19 protein-coding genes and 1 tRNA gene are annotated in these 19,954 nt (G+C 59.0%); 18 read left to right on the top strand and 2 right to left on the bottom strand.

Annotated elements, in window-relative coordinates; genetic code table 11:
* Window positions 1–126 precede the first annotated feature (126 nt).
* Complete coding sequence (gene rsmI, locus G3N95_RS37230) at window positions 127–1,002, bottom strand: 16S rRNA (cytidine(1402)-2'-O)-methyltransferase (protein WP_205975074.1); 876 nt, start codon at window positions 1,000–1,002, stop codon at window positions 127–129.
* On the opposite strand from rsmI, the gene G3N95_RS37225 reads away from it, so the two are divergent.
* The 12 genes from G3N95_RS37225 (at window position 1,001) to G3N95_RS37170 (ending at window position 11,394) form a co-directional block, all read left to right on the top strand.
* Window positions 1,001–1,471 carry a YraN family protein gene (locus G3N95_RS37225; protein WP_205975073.1) on the top strand — a complete coding sequence of 157 codons (471 nt, stop codon included), beginning with the start codon at window positions 1,001–1,003 and terminating at the stop codon, window positions 1,469–1,471. The two genes, rsmI and G3N95_RS37225, sit on opposite strands and share 2 nt — an antisense overlap.
* Before the next feature lie 224 nt (window positions 1,472–1,695).
* Window positions 1,696–2,283 carry a phosphoheptose isomerase gene (locus G3N95_RS37220; protein WP_205975072.1) on the top strand — a complete coding sequence of 196 codons (588 nt, stop codon included), beginning with the start codon at window positions 1,696–1,698 and terminating at the stop codon, window positions 2,281–2,283.
* A 20-nt stretch (window positions 2,284–2,303) separates the two neighbouring features.
* Complete coding sequence (locus G3N95_RS37215) at window positions 2,304–3,107, top strand: BON domain-containing protein (RefSeq protein ID WP_205975071.1); 804 nt, start codon at window positions 2,304–2,306, stop codon at window positions 3,105–3,107.
* Window positions 3,104–3,439 (top strand): c-type cytochrome, encoded by a 336-nt coding sequence (locus G3N95_RS37210; protein ID WP_205975070.1) that lies wholly within the window; start codon window positions 3,104–3,106, stop codon window positions 3,437–3,439. Before G3N95_RS37215 ends, G3N95_RS37210 begins: the two co-directional genes overlap by 4 nt.
* Before the next feature lie 55 nt (window positions 3,440–3,494).
* A tRNA-Ala gene (locus G3N95_RS37205) sits at window positions 3,495–3,570 on the top strand.
* Between the two features lie 371 nt (window positions 3,571–3,941).
* Window positions 3,942–5,159 carry an integrase arm-type DNA-binding domain-containing protein gene (locus tag G3N95_RS37200; protein WP_205975069.1) on the top strand — a complete coding sequence of 406 codons (1,218 nt, stop codon included), beginning with the start codon at window positions 3,942–3,944 and terminating at the stop codon, window positions 5,157–5,159.
* 240 nt (window positions 5,160–5,399) lie between these two features.
* A complete protein-coding gene (locus G3N95_RS37195; protein ID WP_205975068.1) occupies window positions 5,400–5,612 on the top strand; it encodes an AlpA family transcriptional regulator in 213 nt (70 codons plus the stop codon).
* A 358-nt stretch (window positions 5,613–5,970) separates the two neighbouring features.
* Window positions 5,971–6,867, top strand: coding sequence for a DUF6387 family protein (locus G3N95_RS37190; RefSeq protein ID WP_205975067.1), 897 nt, complete (start codon window positions 5,971–5,973; stop codon window positions 6,865–6,867).
* Window positions 6,868–7,645: 778 nt separating this feature from the next.
* Complete coding sequence (locus tag G3N95_RS37185; RefSeq protein ID WP_205975066.1) at window positions 7,646–7,816, top strand: hypothetical protein; 171 nt, start codon at window positions 7,646–7,648, stop codon at window positions 7,814–7,816.
* Window positions 7,809–8,324 carry a hypothetical protein gene (locus tag G3N95_RS37180; protein WP_205975065.1) on the top strand — a complete coding sequence of 172 codons (516 nt, stop codon included), beginning with the start codon at window positions 7,809–7,811 and terminating at the stop codon, window positions 8,322–8,324. The genes G3N95_RS37185 and G3N95_RS37180 overlap by 8 nt, the downstream gene beginning before the upstream one ends.
* Window positions 8,321–8,656, top strand: a complete 336-nt coding sequence (locus tag G3N95_RS37175) for a hypothetical protein (protein WP_205975064.1) — start codon at window positions 8,321–8,323, stop codon at window positions 8,654–8,656. The genes G3N95_RS37180 and G3N95_RS37175 overlap by 4 nt, the downstream gene beginning before the upstream one ends.
* Window positions 8,653–11,394: a DUF927 domain-containing protein gene (locus tag G3N95_RS37170; RefSeq protein WP_205975063.1), complete on the top strand. Its 2,742-nt coding sequence runs from the start codon at window positions 8,653–8,655 to the stop codon at window positions 11,392–11,394. The genes G3N95_RS37175 and G3N95_RS37170 overlap by 4 nt, the downstream gene beginning before the upstream one ends.
* A 170-nt stretch (window positions 11,395–11,564) precedes the next feature.
* On the opposite strand, the gene G3N95_RS37165 is transcribed toward G3N95_RS37170, so the two are convergent.
* Window positions 11,565–12,284 (bottom strand): fimbria/pilus periplasmic chaperone, encoded by a 720-nt coding sequence (locus tag G3N95_RS37165; RefSeq protein WP_205975062.1) that lies wholly within the window; start codon window positions 12,282–12,284, stop codon window positions 11,565–11,567.
* A 568-nt stretch (window positions 12,285–12,852) separates the two neighbouring features.
* On the opposite strand from G3N95_RS37165, the gene G3N95_RS37160 reads away from it, so the two are divergent.
* The 6 genes from G3N95_RS37160 (at window position 12,853) to G3N95_RS40780 (ending at window position 19,849) form a co-directional block, all read left to right on the top strand.
* Window positions 12,853–13,512, top strand: a complete 660-nt coding sequence (locus G3N95_RS37160) for a response regulator transcription factor (protein ID WP_205975061.1) — start codon at window positions 12,853–12,855, stop codon at window positions 13,510–13,512.
* 103 nt (window positions 13,513–13,615) lie between these two features.
* Window positions 13,616–14,155, top strand: a complete 540-nt coding sequence (locus G3N95_RS37155) for a hypothetical protein (RefSeq protein ID WP_205975060.1) — start codon at window positions 13,616–13,618, stop codon at window positions 14,153–14,155.
* Between the two features lie 1,355 nt (window positions 14,156–15,510).
* Window positions 15,511–16,536, top strand: a complete 1,026-nt coding sequence (locus tag G3N95_RS37150; RefSeq protein WP_205975059.1) for a DUF535 family protein — start codon at window positions 15,511–15,513, stop codon at window positions 16,534–16,536.
* A gap of 254 nt (window positions 16,537–16,790) precedes the next feature.
* A complete protein-coding gene (locus G3N95_RS37145; RefSeq protein ID WP_205975078.1) occupies window positions 16,791–17,900 on the top strand; it encodes a porin in 1,110 nt (369 codons plus the stop codon).
* 145 nt (window positions 17,901–18,045) lie between these two features.
* Window positions 18,046–18,678 carry a hypothetical protein gene (locus G3N95_RS37140; protein WP_205975058.1) on the top strand — a complete coding sequence of 211 codons (633 nt, stop codon included), beginning with the start codon at window positions 18,046–18,048 and terminating at the stop codon, window positions 18,676–18,678.
* Window positions 18,679–18,955: 277 nt separating this feature from the next.
* On the top strand, window positions 18,956–19,849 hold the full coding sequence (locus tag G3N95_RS40780) for a YadA-like family protein (RefSeq protein ID WP_241019166.1): 894 nt from the start codon (window positions 18,956–18,958) through the stop codon (window positions 19,847–19,849).
* Window positions 19,850–19,954 lie beyond the last annotated feature (105 nt).

Genomic DNA, 19,954 nt, shown 5'->3' with positions numbered 1-19,954 from the left:
TGCATGGTTCGACCGACTAGGCCTACCCCGTCTCTCCTGACCTCAACTTCCCGAACCGCCCGGTGCGGACCCGCATGCCGGGTGGTGTGGCAGGGGCGTAGCCTGTTGGCTACCCCCTATGCCGATTCAATCGTCCTTTTTAAGTTCGAGCGCGCGCGTGTACAGCGTGTTGCGCGAGACGCCCGTCAGCGAGGCCGCGATCTTTGCCGCGCTGCTCACCGACACCTCTTCCAGCAGCATGCCGAGAAGTGCATCGTGATCGTGCTCGCCTTCGGAATCCGCGGGCGCGCCTTCGACGACCAGCACGAATTCGCCGCGTTGCCGGTTTGCATCTTCTTCGAGCCACTTTGGCCCTTCGGCCAGGGTGCAACGATGCAATCCCTCATGTAATTTCGTCAGCTCACGGCCGATCAACAGACGCCGCTCGCCGCCGAACGCGTCGGCGAGCGCCTGCACGGTTTCGACGATGCGATGCGGCGCTTCGTAGAACACCATCGCTTGCGAATGCCTGGCGAGCGGCGCGAGCGCGGCGGCGCGCTGCTTTGCTTTCGGCGGCAGGAAGCCGAGGAACGAGAACGTCGAAACCCAGTCGCCGGCGACGCTGAGTGCGGTTGCGAGTGCGCTGGCGCCGGGCAGCGGAACGATCGTGAAACCGGCTTCGCGAACGGCATCGACGAGTTTTGCGCCTGGGTCGGAGATGCCGGGCGTGCCCGCATCGGAGACATACGCGACGCGCTCGCCTGCACGCAGATAGTCGACGATGCGCTGCGCCGACTCTCGTTCATTGTGCTGATGCACGGCGACGAGCGGCTTCGAGATGCCGTAGCGCGACAGCAGTTGTCCCGTGTTGCGGGTATCTTCGGCGGCGATGCGATCCACGAGGCCGAGTACGTGCAGCGCGCGCACCGTGATGTCGGCGATGTTGCCGATTGGTGTAGCCACGACATAGAGCGCGGAAGCGGGGTACTGCTGCCCTTGCGCGAGTTCGGAAAGAGGAGTCATGACACGGAAGACGCAGACAGACGAAACAAGGCCGACATTGTGCCACGCGGCCGCGCCATTACCCGAGCGTGCGCGCGATGCCGCGCGACGCGCCGACAACTTTTCCGGAGGCGCTCGGTCCAAAACCGTCGGGGCAGCGTTCGAAGCGCATGCGCTGACGTTTCTTCAGCGGCAGCGATTGCGCTTCGTTGCGCGTAACGTCGCGTGTCGCGGTGGCGAGATCGATCTCGTGATGCGCGAGCGCGATGGTTCGCTCGTGTTCGTCGAAGTGCGTGCGCGGGCGCAAAGCGGATATGGAGGTGCGGCGGCGAGTGTCGTGCGGCGCAAGCAGCAGCGCATCGTGCGCGCCGCGCAGCACTTTTTGTCGACGCATGATGTCGCGATGCCGGCTTGCCGTTTCGACGTGATCGCGTTCGAGCGCGGACGTCTGGTGTGGCTGCGGGACGCTTTTCGCGCGGACGATTGTTGAGCGCGCAGTTTCGCCGCGTGAGTACGCTAAACTTGCGGACGCGAAAAGGGCGGCGCGCGTTCACGCGTTCGATGCGAGCAAGCGTCGCCGTCAAGCGCAATGAAGAACGGCCTCGTCAAGCGCGCCGGTCGGAGCGGCCGGGACAATCGCACGGGGAAGGGCACACGTCTAATTGAACCAGCGCTGCCAGGCGGGTGGCGCGAGCAGTACACGATAGAGAGTCGATGTCAGTCGAACGCATTCAACAACACTTCCGCGACAGCGCGGCAGTCACACTCGCAGCACTTGAAGCACTGTCGATGCCGATCGCGGCGGCTGTCGACACGATGTTTGCCGCGCTTGCAAACGGTAACAAGATTCTGACGTGCGGCAACGGCGGCTCCGCTGCTGACGCGCAATACTTTGCGGCCGAGCTGATCGGCGGCTTCGAGCGCGAGCGTCCCGCATTGCCGGCTGTCGCGCTGACGACGGATTCGTCGATCATCACCGGCATCGCCAACGATGCCTCGCTCGACCAGATCTTCGCGACGCAGGTTCGTGCACTCGGCCAGCCCGGCGACGTGCTGCTTGCGATTTCGACGTCGGGCAATCCGGCCAATATTCTCGCTGCCATCGAAGACGCGCACGACCGCGAGATGATCGTGGTCGCGCTGTCGGGCAAGGGCGGCGGCAAGATCAACGAAGTGCTGCACGATACCGACATCCACATTTGCGCGCCGTCCGATCGCACGGCGCGCGTGCAGGAAGTGCATCTGTTGACGATCCATAGTCTGTGCGACGGCATCGATGCCATGTTGCTCGGCGAAGAATGATTCCGAAGGAGAGCGAGTTGATGAGCGCATATCGCGTGAAGAGTACGTTTGTGAGAACCACGCTGGTGGTCGGTCTCGTCGCCGGGCTGGCTGCGACGTTGCAGGGCTGCGTGCTGGCTGTGGGTGCAGCGGCGGGCGGCAGCGCGCTGGTTGCGACCGACCGGCGCACGCTCGGCGCGCAGACGGAAGACCGCGAGATTCAGGTGAAGGCGATGTCGCTGATCAGCGAGAACCTGCCGGATTCCGCGCACGTGAATGTGACGGTGTTCAACCGGCGAGTGCTGTTGACGGGTGAGGTGGCGGGCGAAGTTTCGAAGGCACGTGCTGAATCGGTCGTGCGCAGCCTCAATAACGTGAACGCGATTATCAATGAATTGACCGTTGCTCCTGCGAGTTCTTTCTCTTCGCGCAGCAACGATACGTACCTGGAAGGTCGCGTGAAGACCGCGCTGATCGCCGAGAAGGATATCTCGGCGAACAACTATAAGGTCGTGTGCGAGCGCGGGTCGATCTATCTGATGGGTCTGGTGACAGTCGATGAAGGCAATCGCGGCGCGGACGTCGCGAGCCGCGTGCCTGGCGTCACGCAGGTTGTGAAGGTGTTCCAGTACATCCAGCCGCAAGAGGCTGCCGCGGCGACGGCGGCGGCTGCGTCGGCGGCTTCGGGGGCGCCGGCTGCTGCTGCCGCTCAGCCTGATGCTGAGGTGACTTCGGGGGCGGTGCCGGATTCTTCGATTACGTCGAAGCCTTTGGAGCAGCAGTCGCCGGCGCCGGTTAGCAACTCGTCGCAGGTGCATCCGGGGAATTCGAAGGCGGGGCAATGAGGGCTTTTGTTGCTGTTTTGCTGGTGGCGGCTGTCGTGGTCGGCTCCGTGGCTCGTGCTGCCGATGCGCCGCCGCGTGGTCTTGGTATCGCTCGTAGTAATGCTTGCATGGGCTGCCATGCTGTTGACCGGAAGCTCGTTGGCCCCTCGTTTCAGCAGGTTGCCGAGAAGTACAAGGGGAATGCCGGCGCTCCGGCTGTCCTGGCCAAGAAGGTCAAGGATGGTGGATCAGGTGTTTGGGGTGCTATTCCGATGCCCGCTCATCCTGCTATGAGTGATGCGGATATTCGCACTGTTGTCGATTGGGTGCTGGCTGGAGCGCCCTTGAAGTAGCGCAAATCGGCGGTTGGCACAATAAAATTGTGCCGTGCTAGAATTGTTTCACCGTGGGGCGGTAGCTCAGCTGGGAGAGCGTCGCGTTCGCAATGCGAAGGTCGGGAGTTCGATCCTCCTCCGCTCCACCATTCCGCATACCAGACACGTCCTAGAAATTCCTTGAACCCCGCAGCCAGCAAGGCTCGCGGGGTTTTTTGTTTCTTGGCTCGTTCATTCAGATCCGGTGAGATGCCGGTCAAGGCGGGGGCAGTCGGCGGGGCATTATTCGTTTGCCAGCCCCCGATGCCCCCAGTAAGTCGTCGCGGCTTGCCTCATTGGGGGCTGCGAGCCGGCAAGGCTCGCCCTGTGGCTGAACCGATGCTGTTTCGGCATTCCCTTCGACCATTAGCTGCGCGGTGATGAAGCGCGTTCGGACAAATCCTATTGACTGACGATTGCCAAAACAGGCACCGTCAGGGGTTCTGCACGATTTCCATCGTTGATGCCCCGAGGAGTCCAGATGCCCTTGACCGATCTGCAAATCCGCCATGCGCGCCCGCGCGACAAGCCCTACCGGCTCACTGACGGTGCCGGTATGTATCTGGAAGTGACCCCAAGTGGGGGGAAATACTGGCGGTTCAAGTATCGTTTCGCCGGCAAGGAAAAGCGTCTCGCGCTCGGCGTGTATCCGACCGTGAGCGCGAAGCAGGCGCGGTTGCGCCGGGATGACGCCCGTCGGCTTCTCGCGAACGGAATCGACCCAGGGCTCGAACGCAAGATCCAGAAGGCGTCGAGGATCGAGCGAGCAGCAAACAGTTTCGAGGCCGTCGCTCGCGAGTGGTACGCGCGACATGCCCCTTCGTGGGCGTCATCGCACTCAGAGAAAATTATCGCCCGGCTCGAGAACGATGTGTTCCCGTGGCTCGGCGCTCGGCCCATCGCGGAGATCCGTCCTGTCGAGCTGCTCGCGGTGCTGCGAAGAGTCGAGGCCCGCGGTGCGCTGGACACCGCACATCGTGTTCACCAGAACTGCGGGCAGGTATTTCGTTACGCAGTGGCGACGGGGCGCGCCGAACGTGATCCGAGCGCCGATCTGCGCGGTGCCCTGCCACCCGCCCGTCATACGCATTTCGCGTCGATGACCGAGCCGGAAGACGTCGCCGCTTTGCTGCGTGCGCTCGACGGGTTCAAGGGGACATTCGTCGTTCAATGCGCTCTCAAGCTCGCGCCGCTTATGTTCGTCCGGCCGGGAGAGCTTCGTACCGCACGATGGGTCGACATCGATCTCGACAAGGCGCAGTGGCGCTACTCAGTGACGAAAACACGAATCGACCACCTCGTTCCGCTGTCACGACAGGCCGTCGCGATCCTGCGCGAACTTCACTGGTTGACGGGACATCGCCAATACGTCTTCCCCGGACGCGATGTGAGAAAGCCGATGAGCGGTGCAGCGATCAATGCAGCGCTGAGGAGGATGGGGTTCGACACGAAGACGGAGATCACGGGACACGGCTTCCGCGCAATGGCGCGGACGATCCTTCATGAGCGGTTGAGGTTTCCCAGCGAAGTCATTGAACATCAACTCGCTCACAAGGTGCCCGATGCGCTCGGAACAGCATATAACCGGACGAAGTTCATCGACGACAGAACAATAATGATGCAGCGCTGGGCCGATTACCTCGACGAACTCAAGACCGGCGCTCATCTCTCGCCACCGCTTCCAACCGAGATGCCATAACCGGCTCTGGCTGCGCACTGATGCCCCGTTCGGGGGCATCTACCGACCAAAGTCACCCCGGCATAAAACCGTCAGCATTTGTCTGCCGCGACACATGGACGTGTCTGGTCTGTAATGGCCGTCGCCCCGGCGCAATCTGAATCAGGTGCGCAGATTCAAGCGGGCACAGGACCACTTCCTCAAACCAGGTGACCAACATGCCCAGCACTCTACCTGTCGGTGCCCCAGCCGGGAGCGCACATGAATAGGCTCAAGGATCCCGGTCTTGCTCTACTCCGTCGTCCCGAGGTCGAGGAATTGACGGGACTGTCCCGTTCAACCATCTACGCGAGGATTAGCAAAGGAACCTTCCCTGCGCCCGTTGCGATCGGCCCTCGATCGGTGGGCTGGCGTATTGCCGACATAGAAGCTTTTCTTGCATCACCGGCGGAATACCGAACTGCCGACCATTGATATCTGTTCTGCCGTCGGTCGTTCGCTGCGTCGCACCCTCACCTGCCACATACAAAAAAACGCGGTTACAGCGGTAACGGCTGTAACGCCTGCCGCAATCGCTTGCCAGGCAAGGCGTTACAGGTAACCGGGTTTTCGTAACCGCGTTTGCTGTAACCGCGCCCGAGGTCGCGGGTACGCCGGCTAGTCATGTCGACTGGCACCTGGCTGGCCGACTTCGATTCTATTGAGGAGGCTTTCGGAGACGCTTGTTCGACCCGGTCGCATCCCGAGCAAGCGCGCCCTTCTGACGCTTAAAGAGTGGAGCGGGGGTAGCTGTTACGGCCGACGATTCGATTTTTTCACCACGGAGTGTCCAATGAAAAATCGTCGTCCCCGCCTGCCCACATTCTTCGATATCACAAAATATGAGGGAGCCGAACGGTTGACCCTTGAAGACTGGGCGTTGAATCTCAATGAGCGGAATTCGGATCTCAGGGCTGCAAACCTGTTAGTAGACGGGACGGTGTTGCGCGCGGATAGCGAAACGCTCAAGGCGCTTCACATCGTTCTGTTTCGCAGATGCCTGAGGCGGATTCAGGCACCGCTGCTTTTGGCCGCAAGCGATGACACCTTTGATATCTACCCTGGGGTGGAGCAACCGGTCGCCGAGCTTACAGTGAGAGACGTTGCCGGCATTTCGCACCTGACGCGCGAGGCCGCTGAGGCGGAGGGTATCCCTCACGAGGTGGTCGCGCGGCTTTTCTCCTCGGATGAGCGCTTCGAGGGGCCGGAGGATGAACAACTTCATCGACTCGCGGATCAGCCGTGCAGGATCCTTATCGAGAGCATCCATGGATTTTCCAGCGATATGGGGGTCGCTCACATCATCGTCGACTTGACCGTGCCGCTGGACGATCTGTTGAAACACATCGCTTCTTTCGTGAAGGAATTCCAAAGCCGCGTCGGAATGAAAAAGCCCCGACGTGGGTTCGATCGAAACCACTTCATACGCTGGCACGAGATGAAGGTGCTGGCATACATCGATCTTCAGATCATTTCGGTATTGCGACGAACGAAATTCACCGACAACGAGATCGCGACCGCACTGTTCCCCAATGAGATTGAACTTTCGTCTCCGGCTGAGCGGGTACGCCGAACGGTCCGGCCCATGGCCAATTCGCTGATGACCGTCCAGACCAGCAGGGTGCTCGCGGGGCAGGTGCGCGCCAAAAAGCAAAAGAAGAAGACGAGACACGAATTCGGCGACGGGTAGTACGCTCGGCGCCTGGCGCAGAACACCCGCCGCGATGCTGTCCCGGCACGTAATTCCATCAAATTGGTGCCAAGACACACGTGTGCGGGTCGCGTCTAATGAAGCTTGCCCGGTTTCAGGCTGGTTCAGTGAGACGCAGTAGCGGGCGAACTGCGTCGCTTTATTTCGGGAGCAATCGTGACCTTACGATCCGATTCATTTATCTCCAGGGAGTTATCTTCGTTCGACCTGTTGCCAGACTCCGCTCACGTGCAGATTCGAACTGTCGCAGGGCTTTTTGGATGCTCGGTGCCGACCGTCTGGCGGCGCGTTAGGGAAGGACGGCTTCCTCCTCCCCGCAAGTTCGGGTCGACCACGCGTTTCAACGTCGGGCTGATCCGCGCGGCCCTAGTCCAAGCTGCAGCCACCGCGTGACCTCTGATCCTCCCGCCCGAATCCTCGGGCGGGGGCGAAATCCTGCTCTCTTCCCTATTGTGGATCCGTATGCGAGATCGCATATCCGCCTTGCCTCCATATATGGGGGAACGTATACTGAATTCGTCGCTGATACAAAAGCGAACCTGGATTGGCGTCCAGAAATTTCCCAAGGCGGACAACCGCCGCAGCGCGGTTTTTTTACGTCCGTACACCTCGTGCCGGCTTCTATGGTCGGGCCTTGGTGGGGGAGCGCTTGCGCTCGCCGGTTTCCTTGGGTTCCGGTACGCCAACTCTGCCATGTGCCCGGCCACCCCAATTGGCGTTGGGGATCGGGTGCTCATTAACCCAAGGAGGTCGCACCATGCGCCAAGTCCTCGCTCGTCCTGAGCAAACGCAATCCCCAATCGAAATTGTCAATCGTGCGTTACGCGACGCTGCACCCGCGCCGACGGATGCCGACGCGCTCGACATCGCCGGCGACGCACTTCGTCGTCTCGCTGAGCTTGTCTGTCCGGAGGTAATGAATGATTAGTCAACCGCAGATTCCCGCGAAGGCGTGGCAGATCCACGACGTCCTCCAAACGCTTTCGTCGGCTCTACCCGTCGACCGACTGGACGACGCCATTCCCATCCACGGAGTGGTCGGCCTGCTGATCGATCTTTCGAGGCAAGTCGCCGACGCTGCTTCGGATTCGACTGAATGGTGCGCAGTCGAATCCGGGCCAGGGAGGGCGGCCGAGAAATTGGCTCTTCGTCAGATCGCAGACGAGATCGTGCAACAGTTGACGCGAGCCGCCGACGCTGCGAAGGCGGCGCGCAAGCTACTTGACGATATCGTCGCGGCTATGAACTGCGGCCAATTGACGCACGGTTTCGCTGAACTTGCTTCGCAAGCGAGCCAAACGCATCTCGAAGAGATGGCTGATGCGACAAATGGCCTCAACAAGTTGAGCCGACGCCTTCTCGATGTGGTCGGTGAGCACAAAGGTTCGTCTTGTTGTGTCGATGCCGATAAGTACTCCTCAAGGAGCGGCACATGAAAAGAAACCAGGATCGCGGTGTGTACCTTGGTGACGGGCATTACGTCAGTCCCGCCCATCTGGTCGCTATAGCCGGCTTCATCTGGTATCAGGCCGAGGATGTCGAGCCCGAGATTCGGCAGCATTCACGCCACATTCTTGATGCGGTGCTAAGTGCCGCTCGGGCGGGTGGGTTCGCTAAGGGCGACATCCTGGAGACCAAGATGTACCGCGGCGACGATCTCGAAGGCATCTGCGCGCTTGCGGATGAAGCGACGCGCGTGATCGGCGACTCGGCAGCCTTTATTGCAGTGCTTTTGCGTGCCGGTCTCGGTGATGGAGGCGTGCAATGAACACGGTCGCGGGGAATTCTCAGCAAATCGGGGATGTGTTGTCGTTCATTCCGGCCGACATCGATCGAGACACATGGTTTCGTATCGCCGCGGCCATCAAGCACGCACTTGGAGAGGAGGGCTTCAAAGTGTTCGATACCTGGAGTAGACGCAGTGACCGTTACATCGAGGCGGACGCGCGTGATACGTGGCGTTCTTTGCGCGCAGATGGCGGAATCACCATTAAAACTCTCATCGCGATTGCCAGGAAGCATGGCTACTCGGGTCCGGGCATCCGGACGCACGATTCGAGCGCGGGTCTCGTGCAACGCCATGACGAGCGCGAGACACGCGCGCGCAATGAGGCTAATCGGCGACTGATGGAACGAAAGCGCGCCGCGATTCTCGCTGCCCGCATCATCGATACGTCGGCACCGGCCACCAGCGACCACCCGTATCTGATTCGGAAGGGAGTTGCGGCGATTGCGCAGCTCCGGGAACTGCCGCTCGAAACGCTGTCGGCCGTGATCGGATACACGCCCCGCGCAGGCGGGGAAGCGCTCACAGGTCGCATTCTGATTGCACCGGTGGAAATCGATGGGGCCGTTACGAGCGTCGAGATGATCGATGAGACAGGCCGTAAATGTGCGCTCGCACGAGGAGAGAAGTCAGGGGGCGGGTGGATTGCAGCAAAGCCTGCACGCAGCAACGACCGGATTCTCATCGGTGAGGGCGTTGCAACGATGCTCTCGGCGCACGCTTGCACTGGCGATCCGGCCGTCGCTGCCCTTTCGGCCGGCAACTTGCCCGCGCTCGCTCGGGCGATGGGGCGTGCGTACCCCGACGCGCATCTGGTGATCCTCGCCGATCTGGGTAACGGGCAGTCCAAGGCGGTCGAGGCTGCGGTTGCCGTTGGGGGCATGCTCGCACTGCCTGATTTCGGCAGCGAGCGCGCGCAGGGCGAATCGGACTTTAACGACATCCATGTGCGGTTCGGCGCCGATGAGGTATCCCGTCAGATCGCACGTGCCGCGCCCCCCATGTCGGTACCGGTTAATCAGCCTGGCGAGCACCCGGGCGTGGCCAGCAATGGCTGCGTGCCGCGAGGGTTCAGCGTGACTGGGGAAGGCGTCTTCTATCTGGACGACGAAGGCGAGCGGCGCTGGATCTGCTCACCGCTGCGGGTGAGCGCGCTCGTGCGCGACCGCGCTTCGGAAAACTGGGGGCGCCTGCTCGAGTGGGCAGACGCAGACGATCACCCACACGTATGGGGCATGCCCATGGAAATGCTTCGTTCAGACGGCGCTGATATGAGAGGCGAACTCGCCCGACTGGGCCTTGATATCGCTCCCGGAGCGCGAGCGCGTAACAAGTTGACCGAGTACGTCACGACAGCCAAGCCCAAGGCGCGTGCCCGATGTGTCACGCGCACAGGCTGGCATAACGGTGCATTCGTTTTCCCTGACCGGACGGTCGGCGATTCAGCCGAAAGGGTGATCTTCCAATCGGAGGCGGTGCTGCACACCTACTCGCAAGCAGGAACGATCGATGACTGGAAAAACGACGTGGCGCGCTATTGCACCGGCAACTCCCGGCTGGTGCTCGCCGTGTCCGCGGCATTCGCGGGAATGCTACTCGTCCATTCTGGTCAGGAATCCGGCGGTATCAATCTGGTAGGAGAATCGTCGACCGGAAAGACGACGGCGCTTCGCGCGGCATGTAGCGTTTTCGGCGGTCCCGACTATATGCAGCGCTGGCGCGCGACATCGAACGGGCTCGAAGCGCTCGCTGCACTCCATAACGACACGTTGCTGGTACTTGACGAGCTCGCGCAGGTTGATCCACGTGAAGCAGGCGAAATCGCTTACATGCTTGCCAACGGCAGCGGAAAAGCGCGGGCTGGCCGCAGCGGGACCGCGCGACCCCGACAGACCTGGCGGCTACTCTTCCTGTCAGCGGGAGAAATCGGCCTTGCGCAACACATGCAGGCGGGAGGAAAGCGTGCGAAGGCGGGTCAGGAGGTCCGGCTGGTCGAGTTGCCGGCCGATGCGGGCAAGGGAATGGGACTTTTCGAAAACCTGCACGGGACGTCGGGCGGCGCGCAATTTTCCTCGGTCGTCAATGAGGGCTGCGCACGCAGCTACGGTGTCGCGGCCGTCGAGTATCTCAAGATACTGACGGGTGAGTCGGCCAGCATGGCCAACCTGCTAAAGCGGGGAACGGAGCGATTTCTCGACGAACATCTTCCAGCAGATGCGAGCGGCCAGGCACATCGGGTGTGCCAGCGCTTCGCCCTCATTGCGCTTGCGGGCGAGCATGCGACCGAAAGAGGGATCACGGGGTGGAATCCGGGCGAGGCCAAATCTGCATCGGCTACGTGCTTTCGCGAGTGGATGAGCGGGCGGGGCGGTGCCGGCAACATCGAAAACGCCGCTCTGTTGTCTTCCGTCAAGGCGTTTTTCGAATCGCATGAAGAGGCCCGGTTCACCGACCTGCAGGATAACGGTGACCGCCCGACGCTGAACCGCGCAGGCTACAGGCGTTCGACCGAGTCAGGCGTTGAGTACCTGTTATTTCCTGAAGTGTTCAAGCGGGAAATCTGCCCGGGTCAAGACCCCAAGCTTGCCGCGAAAACGCTGATAGAGGCAGGGTGGCTCAAGCCCGCCAGTAACGGCTGGGCTCAGCGAACGGAGCGACTGCCCGGCAAGGGACCGACGAAAGTGTATGTCTTCACTTCCGCCATGTGGTCCAGTTCCTGAGTGCCGTGTTGCGTAACCGCGTTCGGCGCGGTTACGCAATCGCGCAGTTACGGTAGGCCGTAACTGCCAAAGCCTTACTCCATAAGGCTTTGCGGCCGGCGTAACTGCTGTAACTGTGGTAACCGCGAAAAGAAACGTATGTCTACGCAAATCATCGGATGGGATCGGAACTAGCTGCCTCGCTCAAGGGGCAATTCAATTTTAGGCAGCAGCTTGCCGGAAAGGTCTGTCGGCGTTATCGACACCGCGTTGGACTTCAAGTTTGGGAAAACGCCGGATACGAATACCGACTCGTGAGGGAGCAATAGTGCCTTGGGAAGGCCAAACGCACGCTTTTCGGGCGCGAACTCGAGCAGCGGCGAGACCGGTAGAACGTAAGGACCGGTATTGTCGACGTAAAGGCGGCCGTCCACTGTCATGCGGAAACGGATATACAACCACGGATTGACCTGACGCGGCAGTGACATTGGATGCACCAGCAGGGGAACGTTAAGTTGCCGAGGCGCCCTCGACGTACCCGAATCCGACGATAACTGCCATTCCAGCTGCAGTTGGAACAAAGACTCCTCTTCTCCCACCGGATCCGTCAAACGAACGTGAATAACCGCCGTGTCGCCAGGACTGATCGACGCACCTAAAGGCCGCACAACGACCGGTGCCGGCGATGCGCCTCCAGATCCTTGAACAGACGACCGGAGAAATAGCGGCGAATTAGACTTGTTTCGCACGACGACCGTGTCCTCCGGCAACGATTCATCAAGGTAGAGGTGCGTTCGGTCGACCTCCAATGCGAACTGCGCGGCAGCAACTGCCGCCGCTGACATCGCAGTCGTTACGAGAAGAATGATCGCAATTTTGAGGATCTCCTTGATACTTTCCTGGCGACTCATAAGTCAGGCACTCACGTTAGCTGTGACGAAATGCCGCCCCGGTACATTTGAGGTCAACAGCGGGGGGCGGCCGGGATGGGTAACGCTGCTCTTTTTCGGATCAGCGAGGCACGGGTCGTAGAGGGCGGGGCCGCCTCACTTACATCCTCATGAGGCGACAGGCGGCGCAGCTTGATGGTATGTACTGCATCCGTGTGACCTGAGAGAAGTCCAAGCTCTCGTGCCCACCGGGCTTGGGATAGGGGGGGACGCCGCGAACCCTGTTTACAGTGTGTGTCAATCCCAACCGCAGGGTCAACAAGACAGCATCTATGTCGGACATGATTCGTCCAATAAGGTCCGTTGTAGTCCTCAATAAAGAAAAGAAGGGAAGCATTCGAAGACGCTGATTGACTACGGTGTCCGACAAAAACATCCCATCGGAGCGTGAAAGAATCGGACTTGTCCAATTGAGGAAATACGCATATTTGCAATACCTTAACGCCGGTTGCCTCGCTATACCCGTCTGTGGCCGCTCGCTTTGCGCATTGGTCATCTCGCGCTAATGGCAGTCAAATTCGGAGCAAGCATGATGATCAAGGTTATTGCGGCAGACAGTCACCCTATCGTGACGGTCGGAATCGAACAGGTGCTGAGCGGCTGCGAAAATGTGGAACTCATTGGTACCGCACACGACAGCGAAGAGGTGCTAGCCCTTGCTGAAAAGAAGGGATGCGACGTTCTGGTGACGGATCCTTACGCCATTCAGATCAGGTCGGGCCCATGTCGCTCCGTGATTCCCGTTATCCAGAACCGGTACCCCAGACTGGGAATCGTGGCCCATGCTTGTATCGAAAATCCGGCGCAGCTCGCAACGATGACTCGACTCGGAATTGCCGCTGTGTTGCATCGGATCGATACCGTCGGGCATCTGGCAGACGCAATCAAGGCGGCCCACTTTAATGCGCACTATTTCTCCCCGTCTCTGTTGCGAAAAAGCGGTAACGCCGCATGCCTGAGCGACCCTGAACGGGCGCTGACGCCGCGAGAAAGCGAGATCCTGGCGCATTTCGTCTCAGGGAAGACCGTTTGCGAGATAGCACGGGCGTTGCACAGATCCAAGCAGACCATCAGCGCGCACAAGATGAGAGGCATGGTCAAGCTCGGAGTGTGCAACGACGCCGAACTCTTCCGGCTGGCATTTCAGGATGGGTTCCTCTCGTTTTGCCTGTCGTGCCAGGGAGGATAAGACAGTGCCGTACCGCGTTTTTCGGAAACACATCAGATCAACGGCAATCGTAATTCTTGCGGCCGGGTGCCATGGATGCGCAAATCCTTTCGAGGAAAACTATGTGCCGATACAACTGCACGTCGCACAGCCGGCGACGCAAAGTTGCGAAGTAATCGAGGCGCAAAACGCGAGCGAAGCACAGGAGAGGGAGCGTTCATTAATTTCGAAAGGGTATGCGCTCATCGGCACGTCATCTTTCGCGACGACCGGGGAGGGGAATTTTCTAGCGCAGGCAAAAATACAGGGAGAGAAGATCGGTGCGGCAGTGGTCGTAGTAACGAAAATAACGGACAAGGTGGAGCCCGCAACTGTCGTGATCGAGTACCCGCAGACGGCGCAAGAGCAGCAGCAGTGTGCAAGGCTTCCAGCGCTGAGAGCACATACGCTATTGGGAACGCCGATTGGTCCGCCTGGCAAACAGACGCCATCGGATGTGACGTCGGCGCTGCCGGATGGACCGGCTAGCGCGCGGTGCGATCGGATGACGACCTTTCAGAAGGTTCCCGTCACAACTCGACGATATACAGCCAGTTATTGGGCGCCGGTGCGGCATCCTGGCTTAGGCAAGTGCGCGGAGAAAGATAGTCAAGCGGTGCAATAGTGCGGGTCGCGTGTGTGCGGCTACAAACGAATTGCTGTTACCAACGTGCGACAAATACCAAGGCACAAACATCGGGTATCCATGATCATGAAAAACGTATTCGCTGTATGCACCGCCGCGGCGCTATGCGGTGCAGCCTTGCTAGTCGTTCCCGTGCAGCCGGCGACAGCGGGCGTGCAGCCGAGAATTCAAAGCGCTTCGGCAAGCGAGCGAAACCCCGCTATCGTTACCAGGGACCGCGCGACCGGGCATGGTTCGAAAAAGCAAGTCGATCCAAAGCGGCGCCCGCTGCGTGGAGACGGTTGTCAGGAAGAAAAGAAGCCGTCGCGTCGGGTAAAGGCTGTCTTTGCTATCGAGTCCAGGAGAGTTTGTCCGCCAACGCCGTGAGCCATCTGGCTTGCAAATAAAAGCAGCTTGCGCCGCGAGTGCAGCCGCCTATTTACTGATCTCACCGGAGGCCTGCATGGATGCCGATGATAGTTGTTGTATCTGTCGCAACACGATTTCTGCCTGAGGGCACGCGCACCGCTTTTTGCGCCGTGTCCTCCTTGCAGGACCGGCGCGTCGCCATTGACCGCTGCATGGCAATGGCCCCGCCTACACATGTAACGCCGGCTGAATGCATGGCTATCCTGAATCGTGCAAAGGCATGAGATATCAGGGGCGTTATCCCGCCAATACCGCTCGACCCGCACAGGCATCGCCCGTAGCGATCACACACGCAAGGCTAAACCGCACGCAGCTTCGCACTGCATTGCCGCTTGCGTGCCGGGCATCCGGTGGATCCTCACCGCGCGCGTGAGTGTGCTTGGGTAATTCGCCGCGTCAAGTTATCTGGACGGGTCGATTGCAGCTAAAGAAGGAAGAGCACAGTGCACCGCATGGCTGACGCGACGGACCGCGCCCGGTCGGGCAACGACCGGGCGATCAGTGAGCCACCAGGGACGCATCGGTGCCAATCTGCCATGACGCCAGAAATCATTTTCCATTTTATCTGTACGACCATCCGATACTTCGAATCACCGATTGATGACCTGGATTCTGCTCGCCACGCAGATGCACACGTCGCTCCCTTGATCGTTGTGCCTGAACGTTCGTCGCACTTCTGCCGTTGCGCGGCATTTCCGCGCGCATGCGTCCTCCATGTGCCAGGACATGTACGGGCTACTGCTCTCGTCACTAGACCGTGCTGGAACGAATTAGACAAACAATCAGACAGGTCTGATTGAGACACGGTCTCGCTGTGAAATAACCTTAAGCCGCTTCGTCACGCGATCGTCAGGCAAAGAGCCGCGACGACTCGTGCTGTCGTTTCCCTGCCGTCCGTGTCTTCGATCTGCATCGCCGGCACGGGCATGGATGAACTGAAACAGTTGACTAGGGCGGCCAAATTCGTCATGCGCTTCACACATAGAAAAATCATCACTACGCTCGCTCTTTGCATAAGAGGGGCATCCCTCGCGTATCCGGAGAGTTCCGCCGCATGGCGCAGGAGGCGCCTGCGATTCCTTGTTAGAAGCGTGATCTGGTGGGAGGCTACGATTCCGTGGATGCTCGTGTGTTTCGGATCGCGTCATGCCGAGATCGTGCGGCAGTTCCCCTGGCTTATCGAACGTATCCACCGGCCGTTTCTTCATCGATCTCTGACTGCATGGCAGCGACTGGCCGTCAGCGTCGAGCACGCTTACCTATCCCGGGCGATGGCGCCCCGCGTTGTCGAGGAACTGGCACGCGACGGATTGTGTCCGCTGGCCATGATTTCATCGTCGGGCCAGCGCTGGTACGTGCAGATTGAGATGCTATCGAGGTTTGGAAAAGAAGGCGATTGGACCTTGACCATTCGGGATTCGAAAGGCCATAGACTTGTATCGTGCACCTTCTCGATTGCAACGCTTGGAGGCCGTCGACAGCGGCCGCGGCTGCTGATCGGATGCGTGCAGGGGCCGGACCGATGCGTAGACGGCCGCGCCCTCTACCGGACTCTCACGAAACAGTGGCACGGCATGAGGCCGAAGAGCCTTGTGATTTACCTCACCCAGTCCATGGCGAATGCGCTTGGTTTGCAAAGCGTATTGATGGTAGACAACGAATCACATGTGTACGCCACTTGGCGCTATAGAAGCCCAAAGCATCGGATCGCCGCTGACTACAGGGCGTTGTGTGCAGCGCTCAGGATGCGAGTCTGGCAGGGTTGGCTCGTCCTGGGCATTCCTCAGGCTCGCAAGGAGCATCGCGACGAGGCATGCGAGGAACAGTGCGGGACGATCCGTGCGAAACGCAGGCTTCTGAAAAATTCTTTGGACGTTCAAATACGCTCTTCTGTTGAAGGGTGTCTGGCTAGTCGAGCCATGGCGGCGCGCAGTTCGAATACGCTGTTTTAAGCGGCATCGACCGAAGATCTGAAATACGCCGCGCCATCAACGATGGCTGCGGCTCAGCTCGTTACAGCCAGGCGGATTGGAAAGCCTAAGAGCAAACTAGCTTTTATTGGATGTTCCAGGTCATCGCTCCATCAGTTTCGTACCAATCCAATATTCATTAACAACGCCGGTTTGTACAGTCCAGTCTCCTGTTATTTTGAAACTGGAAGCGAAACATGGAACACCGTAGAGACAAGGCCTGCATAGCTATAGGTATGGCAGTTTGTTGTACAGCCTTTTCGTGTGCTGCGCATGCAAAAGGCGGTGTCGTCTTCTATGGACTGCTCGACGCGGGCAGTACATTCACGAACAACGAGTTCGGTAAGTCCAGCTGGAAGCAGTCCATGTCGAGCGACAGCTACTTTGGCTTGCGCGGTTATGAAGATATCGGAAAGGGCTTCAGAGCGGTCTTTACGCTCGAAAGCGCATTCGACGTCAATAACGGCGGGCTTAAGGAAAAATCGCATTTGTTCGGGAACAAGGCGTTCGCGGGTTTGAGCAGCGAAGAATTGGGCACCGTAACGATCGGGCGTCAGACGGACAGCATGGTCGACTACGTTGCCCCTTTGTCGCTGACGGGAAGTGCATACGGTGCCGATAAGTTCGCCCATCCGTACGATAACGATAATCTGAGTAATTCATTCCGGACGAATAACTCGGTCAAGTATGAAAGTCCGGAACTCTATGGCTTGAAACTCGGGGCGATGTACGGCTTCTCCAACAAGCCAGGGCATTTCGCCGACAACCGCGCATACAGCGTCGGCGCTTCGTATCAACTGGGTGGCTTGAGCCTTGCTGCAGCATATCTTCAGCAAAACGAAAGCAGGACCGTTGAAGGTCCCTCAAACCCTGACGGCGCAGTTGGCCACGACAGTCCTTTTCATGCCGGGCGACGGCAGACATGGGGCGCAGGCGCCGCATACACAGTGGGACCTGTGACCGCGGGCGTCGTCCTGAGTCAGACCCATCTGTCGAACGGAATCAGCATCAGTCCCGAAGCTTCGGGAAAGCCGGCCGGCATCGATCTTCACGGAAAAAGCGCCGACTTCAAGAATGCTGAGGTCAACCTGCGGTACGAAATCACCCCGCAACTTGGTGTCGGCGGCGCGTACACCTACACGCGCGCGGATGTGGCGGGATCCCGACAGAATTGGCAACAGTACAGCATGGAAACGGATTATTCGATGTCGAAGCGCACTAGCGTTTACCTGCAGGGCGCCTATCAACGTGTGAACAACGGAGCGAACGCGACCATTAGTGGCATGGACGCTTCGGGCAAGGGCACGCAGGTCGCTGTCAGCGTAGGCATGAAGCACATGTTCTAGGTAAGGTGCGCGGGGCTTTCAGCACCTCGCTTATTGTCCGACATGGCTGGCAATAGCATGGCCGTCGATCTATTCTGATACACAAAAGCAGACGTTGTCGCCGCCTGTAACAGGACACGTCTGCCCTCCGCAAGGTAAGCAAAAAATGACAGTGATCAGCCTGGCCCCACCGCAGTGTGCGCCGCACGCCTCTGAAGTCGATGTGTTGAAAGGAAACTGGATTGAGAACTACGACGGCACGCATGTCAGCATTGCGCGCTTTAGTGGTTGCGAGAACAGACGCTTGGGTCATGGGAAGACGCAACAAGCTTTATGGTGCCGGATAGGAAGCAACATCACAGCCGATGTGTGTCGTCATTTCGACCCCTTCGGAAGAGCGCAGTCAACATCCGTCGACGACGATGTGGACGACGTTTCTCAAAGCGGCTTCATCATGGTCGTAGCTTATGATCGTACGGGAAAGAACTTCTATCTCGTTGCCGACGCGCGTGAATGTGGGCGCATCAAATACCGGATCAACGAGGCCGGGCACTTGCAGATTCATTATCGGGATCCGGCTTCCGCATATGCCGATGCTCAGCCACGGCCGATGGGACGATTTCGGCGGAACTATCGACTCGATGTCGATCGGCTCAACTTCGAGCGGATGCCGAAGGATTGCATGCTCGTGTTCCGATACGGTGAGGTAGAGGTACAACGCATTTTGCAGGCCGGCTCGGCTGGTGCTGATGTTCGATTGGACACGGATATCGGTCGGATAATCGAGCAATATGTCTAGTTCCAGGCGTTCAAGCAGGCCGCCATTGGCGGCTGCGATGCAGTTATCGCTCATATGCCGTGCGCCAGCATCTATCTAACTGCTCGCCGATCGTCATATCGAGGGGCGAAAAATCGCACGATGAATTGCGTCTGGTTTCGCCTTCGTGCTTTATCTCGATCAAGCTGCTTGCGAGAAGAAACTGACTTTGTAAGCGAATTTGTAGACGCGTCTAATTTAAAGGGTAGGTGCCATTTCGTATCGTTTCGTTTCACTAAGTAAATTATTGGGAAGCGAAATGAAAAATCGATTTGCGGTAAATTCTGTTCAAATCGCGTCGGCTGGCTTGTGTGCGTGTCTGTTCGCAATGCCGATGTTGGCGACGGCTGCGCCAGGAAGCGCATCCTCCAGCACAAGTGGTTCGGTGAGTGCCGCAACTCAAGGACACGGCGATGATCGAATCGACATTGGAGAATTCCTGGACCATCAGGTATCTAAGCTCTTAAAAGCTTACGACATCATGAGATACGATCCGGGATCGGATTTTAAATCGGTGACACTAGGTGGCTTGGGCGCGGGTACGAACGTCAGGCTTACGAATGTTGCGGACGGACAGCTTAAAGCAGACAGTACCGACGCAGTGAACGGCCGTCAGCTATTTGCGCTGTCCAAACGCGTAACCGATGAGATCAGTGGAGTTTCGGAGCGTATTGCTAAGATCGAAAATCAACCGGGTCCAGTGTCTCCGGATGGCCGAAAGCGTGATAAAGACGCAAAACCGGCTCCGCTCGATGGCGGTGGCCAGCGCGCTACCAACATAGCGAAGGGGGTAGCCGATACGGATGGCGTCAACGTCAAACAATTGAACGATGTAGTGGCAAATGGCGTAAAGAACGGTGTGCAGCAGGCAAACGCTTATACCGATCTTCAAGTGAACAGTGTGCGAGCAGATATGGAGCATGATCGCAAGGATGCCCAAGGAGGATCGGCGTCCGCAATTGCGATCGCCAACTTGCCACAGGCATATGCCGGTGAAAGTATGGTTTCCCTGGCGGGTGGCGCGTTCGATGGTCAGTCGGCGGTTGCGCTTGGCGTCTCTACGTCCACGCAGAACTGGACGGTGAAGGCGTCGTTCACTACAAATACGCGTGGATCGTACGGTGGTGGTGCCGGTGTAGGTTACCGGTTCTGACCGCACGATCGCAGGGAGCCTTTGGCTTCTGTTCGGGCAGCCGAGTCTGCGAGTTCGATTTTTTGATCAATACGTTACTATTCGAGTACCGTAGTCGCAGTCTCA

The sequence above is a fragment of the Paraburkholderia sp. Tr-20389 genome, from assembly GCF_017104565.1.
Classification (GTDB): domain Bacteria; phylum Pseudomonadota; class Gammaproteobacteria; order Burkholderiales; family Burkholderiaceae; genus Paraburkholderia.
The sequence above is the reverse complement of the archived record's forward strand: the minus strand, read 5'-3'. Positions and strand labels throughout refer to the sequence as shown.

Bases quoted from the DNA above. Each gene is read 5' to 3' on its own strand.
- G3N95_RS37185 (WP_205975066.1), top strand. From the start codon at position 7,646: ATGCGCCAAGTCCTCGCTCGTCCTGAGCAAACGCAATCCCCAATCGAA.
- G3N95_RS37195 (WP_205975068.1), top strand. From the start codon at position 5,400: ATGAATAGGCTCAAGGATCCCGGTCTTGCTCTACTCCGTCGTCCCGAG.
- G3N95_RS37175 (WP_205975064.1), top strand. From the start codon at position 8,321: ATGAAAAGAAACCAGGATCGCGGTGTGTACCTTGGTGACGGGCATTAC.
- G3N95_RS37140 (WP_205975058.1), top strand. From the start codon at position 18,046: ATGACAGTGATCAGCCTGGCCCCACCGCAGTGTGCGCCGCACGCCTCT.
- G3N95_RS37220 (WP_205975072.1), top strand. From the start codon at position 1,696: ATGTCAGTCGAACGCATTCAACAACACTTCCGCGACAGCGCGGCAGTC.
- G3N95_RS37210 (WP_205975070.1), top strand. From the start codon at position 3,104: ATGAGGGCTTTTGTTGCTGTTTTGCTGGTGGCGGCTGTCGTGGTCGGC.
- G3N95_RS40780 (WP_241019166.1), top strand. From the start codon at position 18,956: ATGAAAAATCGATTTGCGGTAAATTCTGTTCAAATCGCGTCGGCTGGC.
- G3N95_RS37200 (WP_205975069.1), top strand. From the start codon at position 3,942: ATGCCCTTGACCGATCTGCAAATCCGCCATGCGCGCCCGCGCGACAAG.
- G3N95_RS37215 (WP_205975071.1), top strand. From the start codon at position 2,304: ATGAGCGCATATCGCGTGAAGAGTACGTTTGTGAGAACCACGCTGGTG.
- G3N95_RS37150 (WP_205975059.1), top strand. From the start codon at position 15,511: ATGGATGAACTGAAACAGTTGACTAGGGCGGCCAAATTCGTCATGCGC.
- G3N95_RS37190 (WP_205975067.1), top strand. From the start codon at position 5,971: ATGAAAAATCGTCGTCCCCGCCTGCCCACATTCTTCGATATCACAAAA.
- G3N95_RS37180 (WP_205975065.1), top strand. From the start codon at position 7,809: ATGATTAGTCAACCGCAGATTCCCGCGAAGGCGTGGCAGATCCACGAC.
- G3N95_RS37160 (WP_205975061.1), top strand. From the start codon at position 12,853: ATGATGATCAAGGTTATTGCGGCAGACAGTCACCCTATCGTGACGGTC.
- G3N95_RS37145 (WP_205975078.1), top strand. From the start codon at position 16,791: ATGGCAGTTTGTTGTACAGCCTTTTCGTGTGCTGCGCATGCAAAAGGC.
- G3N95_RS37225 (WP_205975073.1), top strand. From the start codon at position 1,001: ATGACACGGAAGACGCAGACAGACGAAACAAGGCCGACATTGTGCCAC.
- G3N95_RS37170 (WP_205975063.1), top strand. From the start codon at position 8,653: ATGAACACGGTCGCGGGGAATTCTCAGCAAATCGGGGATGTGTTGTCG.
- rsmI (WP_205975074.1), bottom strand. From the start codon at position 1,002: ATGACTCCTCTTTCCGAACTCGCGCAAGGGCAGCAGTACCCCGCTTCC.
- G3N95_RS37165 (WP_205975062.1), bottom strand. From the start codon at position 12,284: ATGAGTCGCCAGGAAAGTATCAAGGAGATCCTCAAAATTGCGATCATT.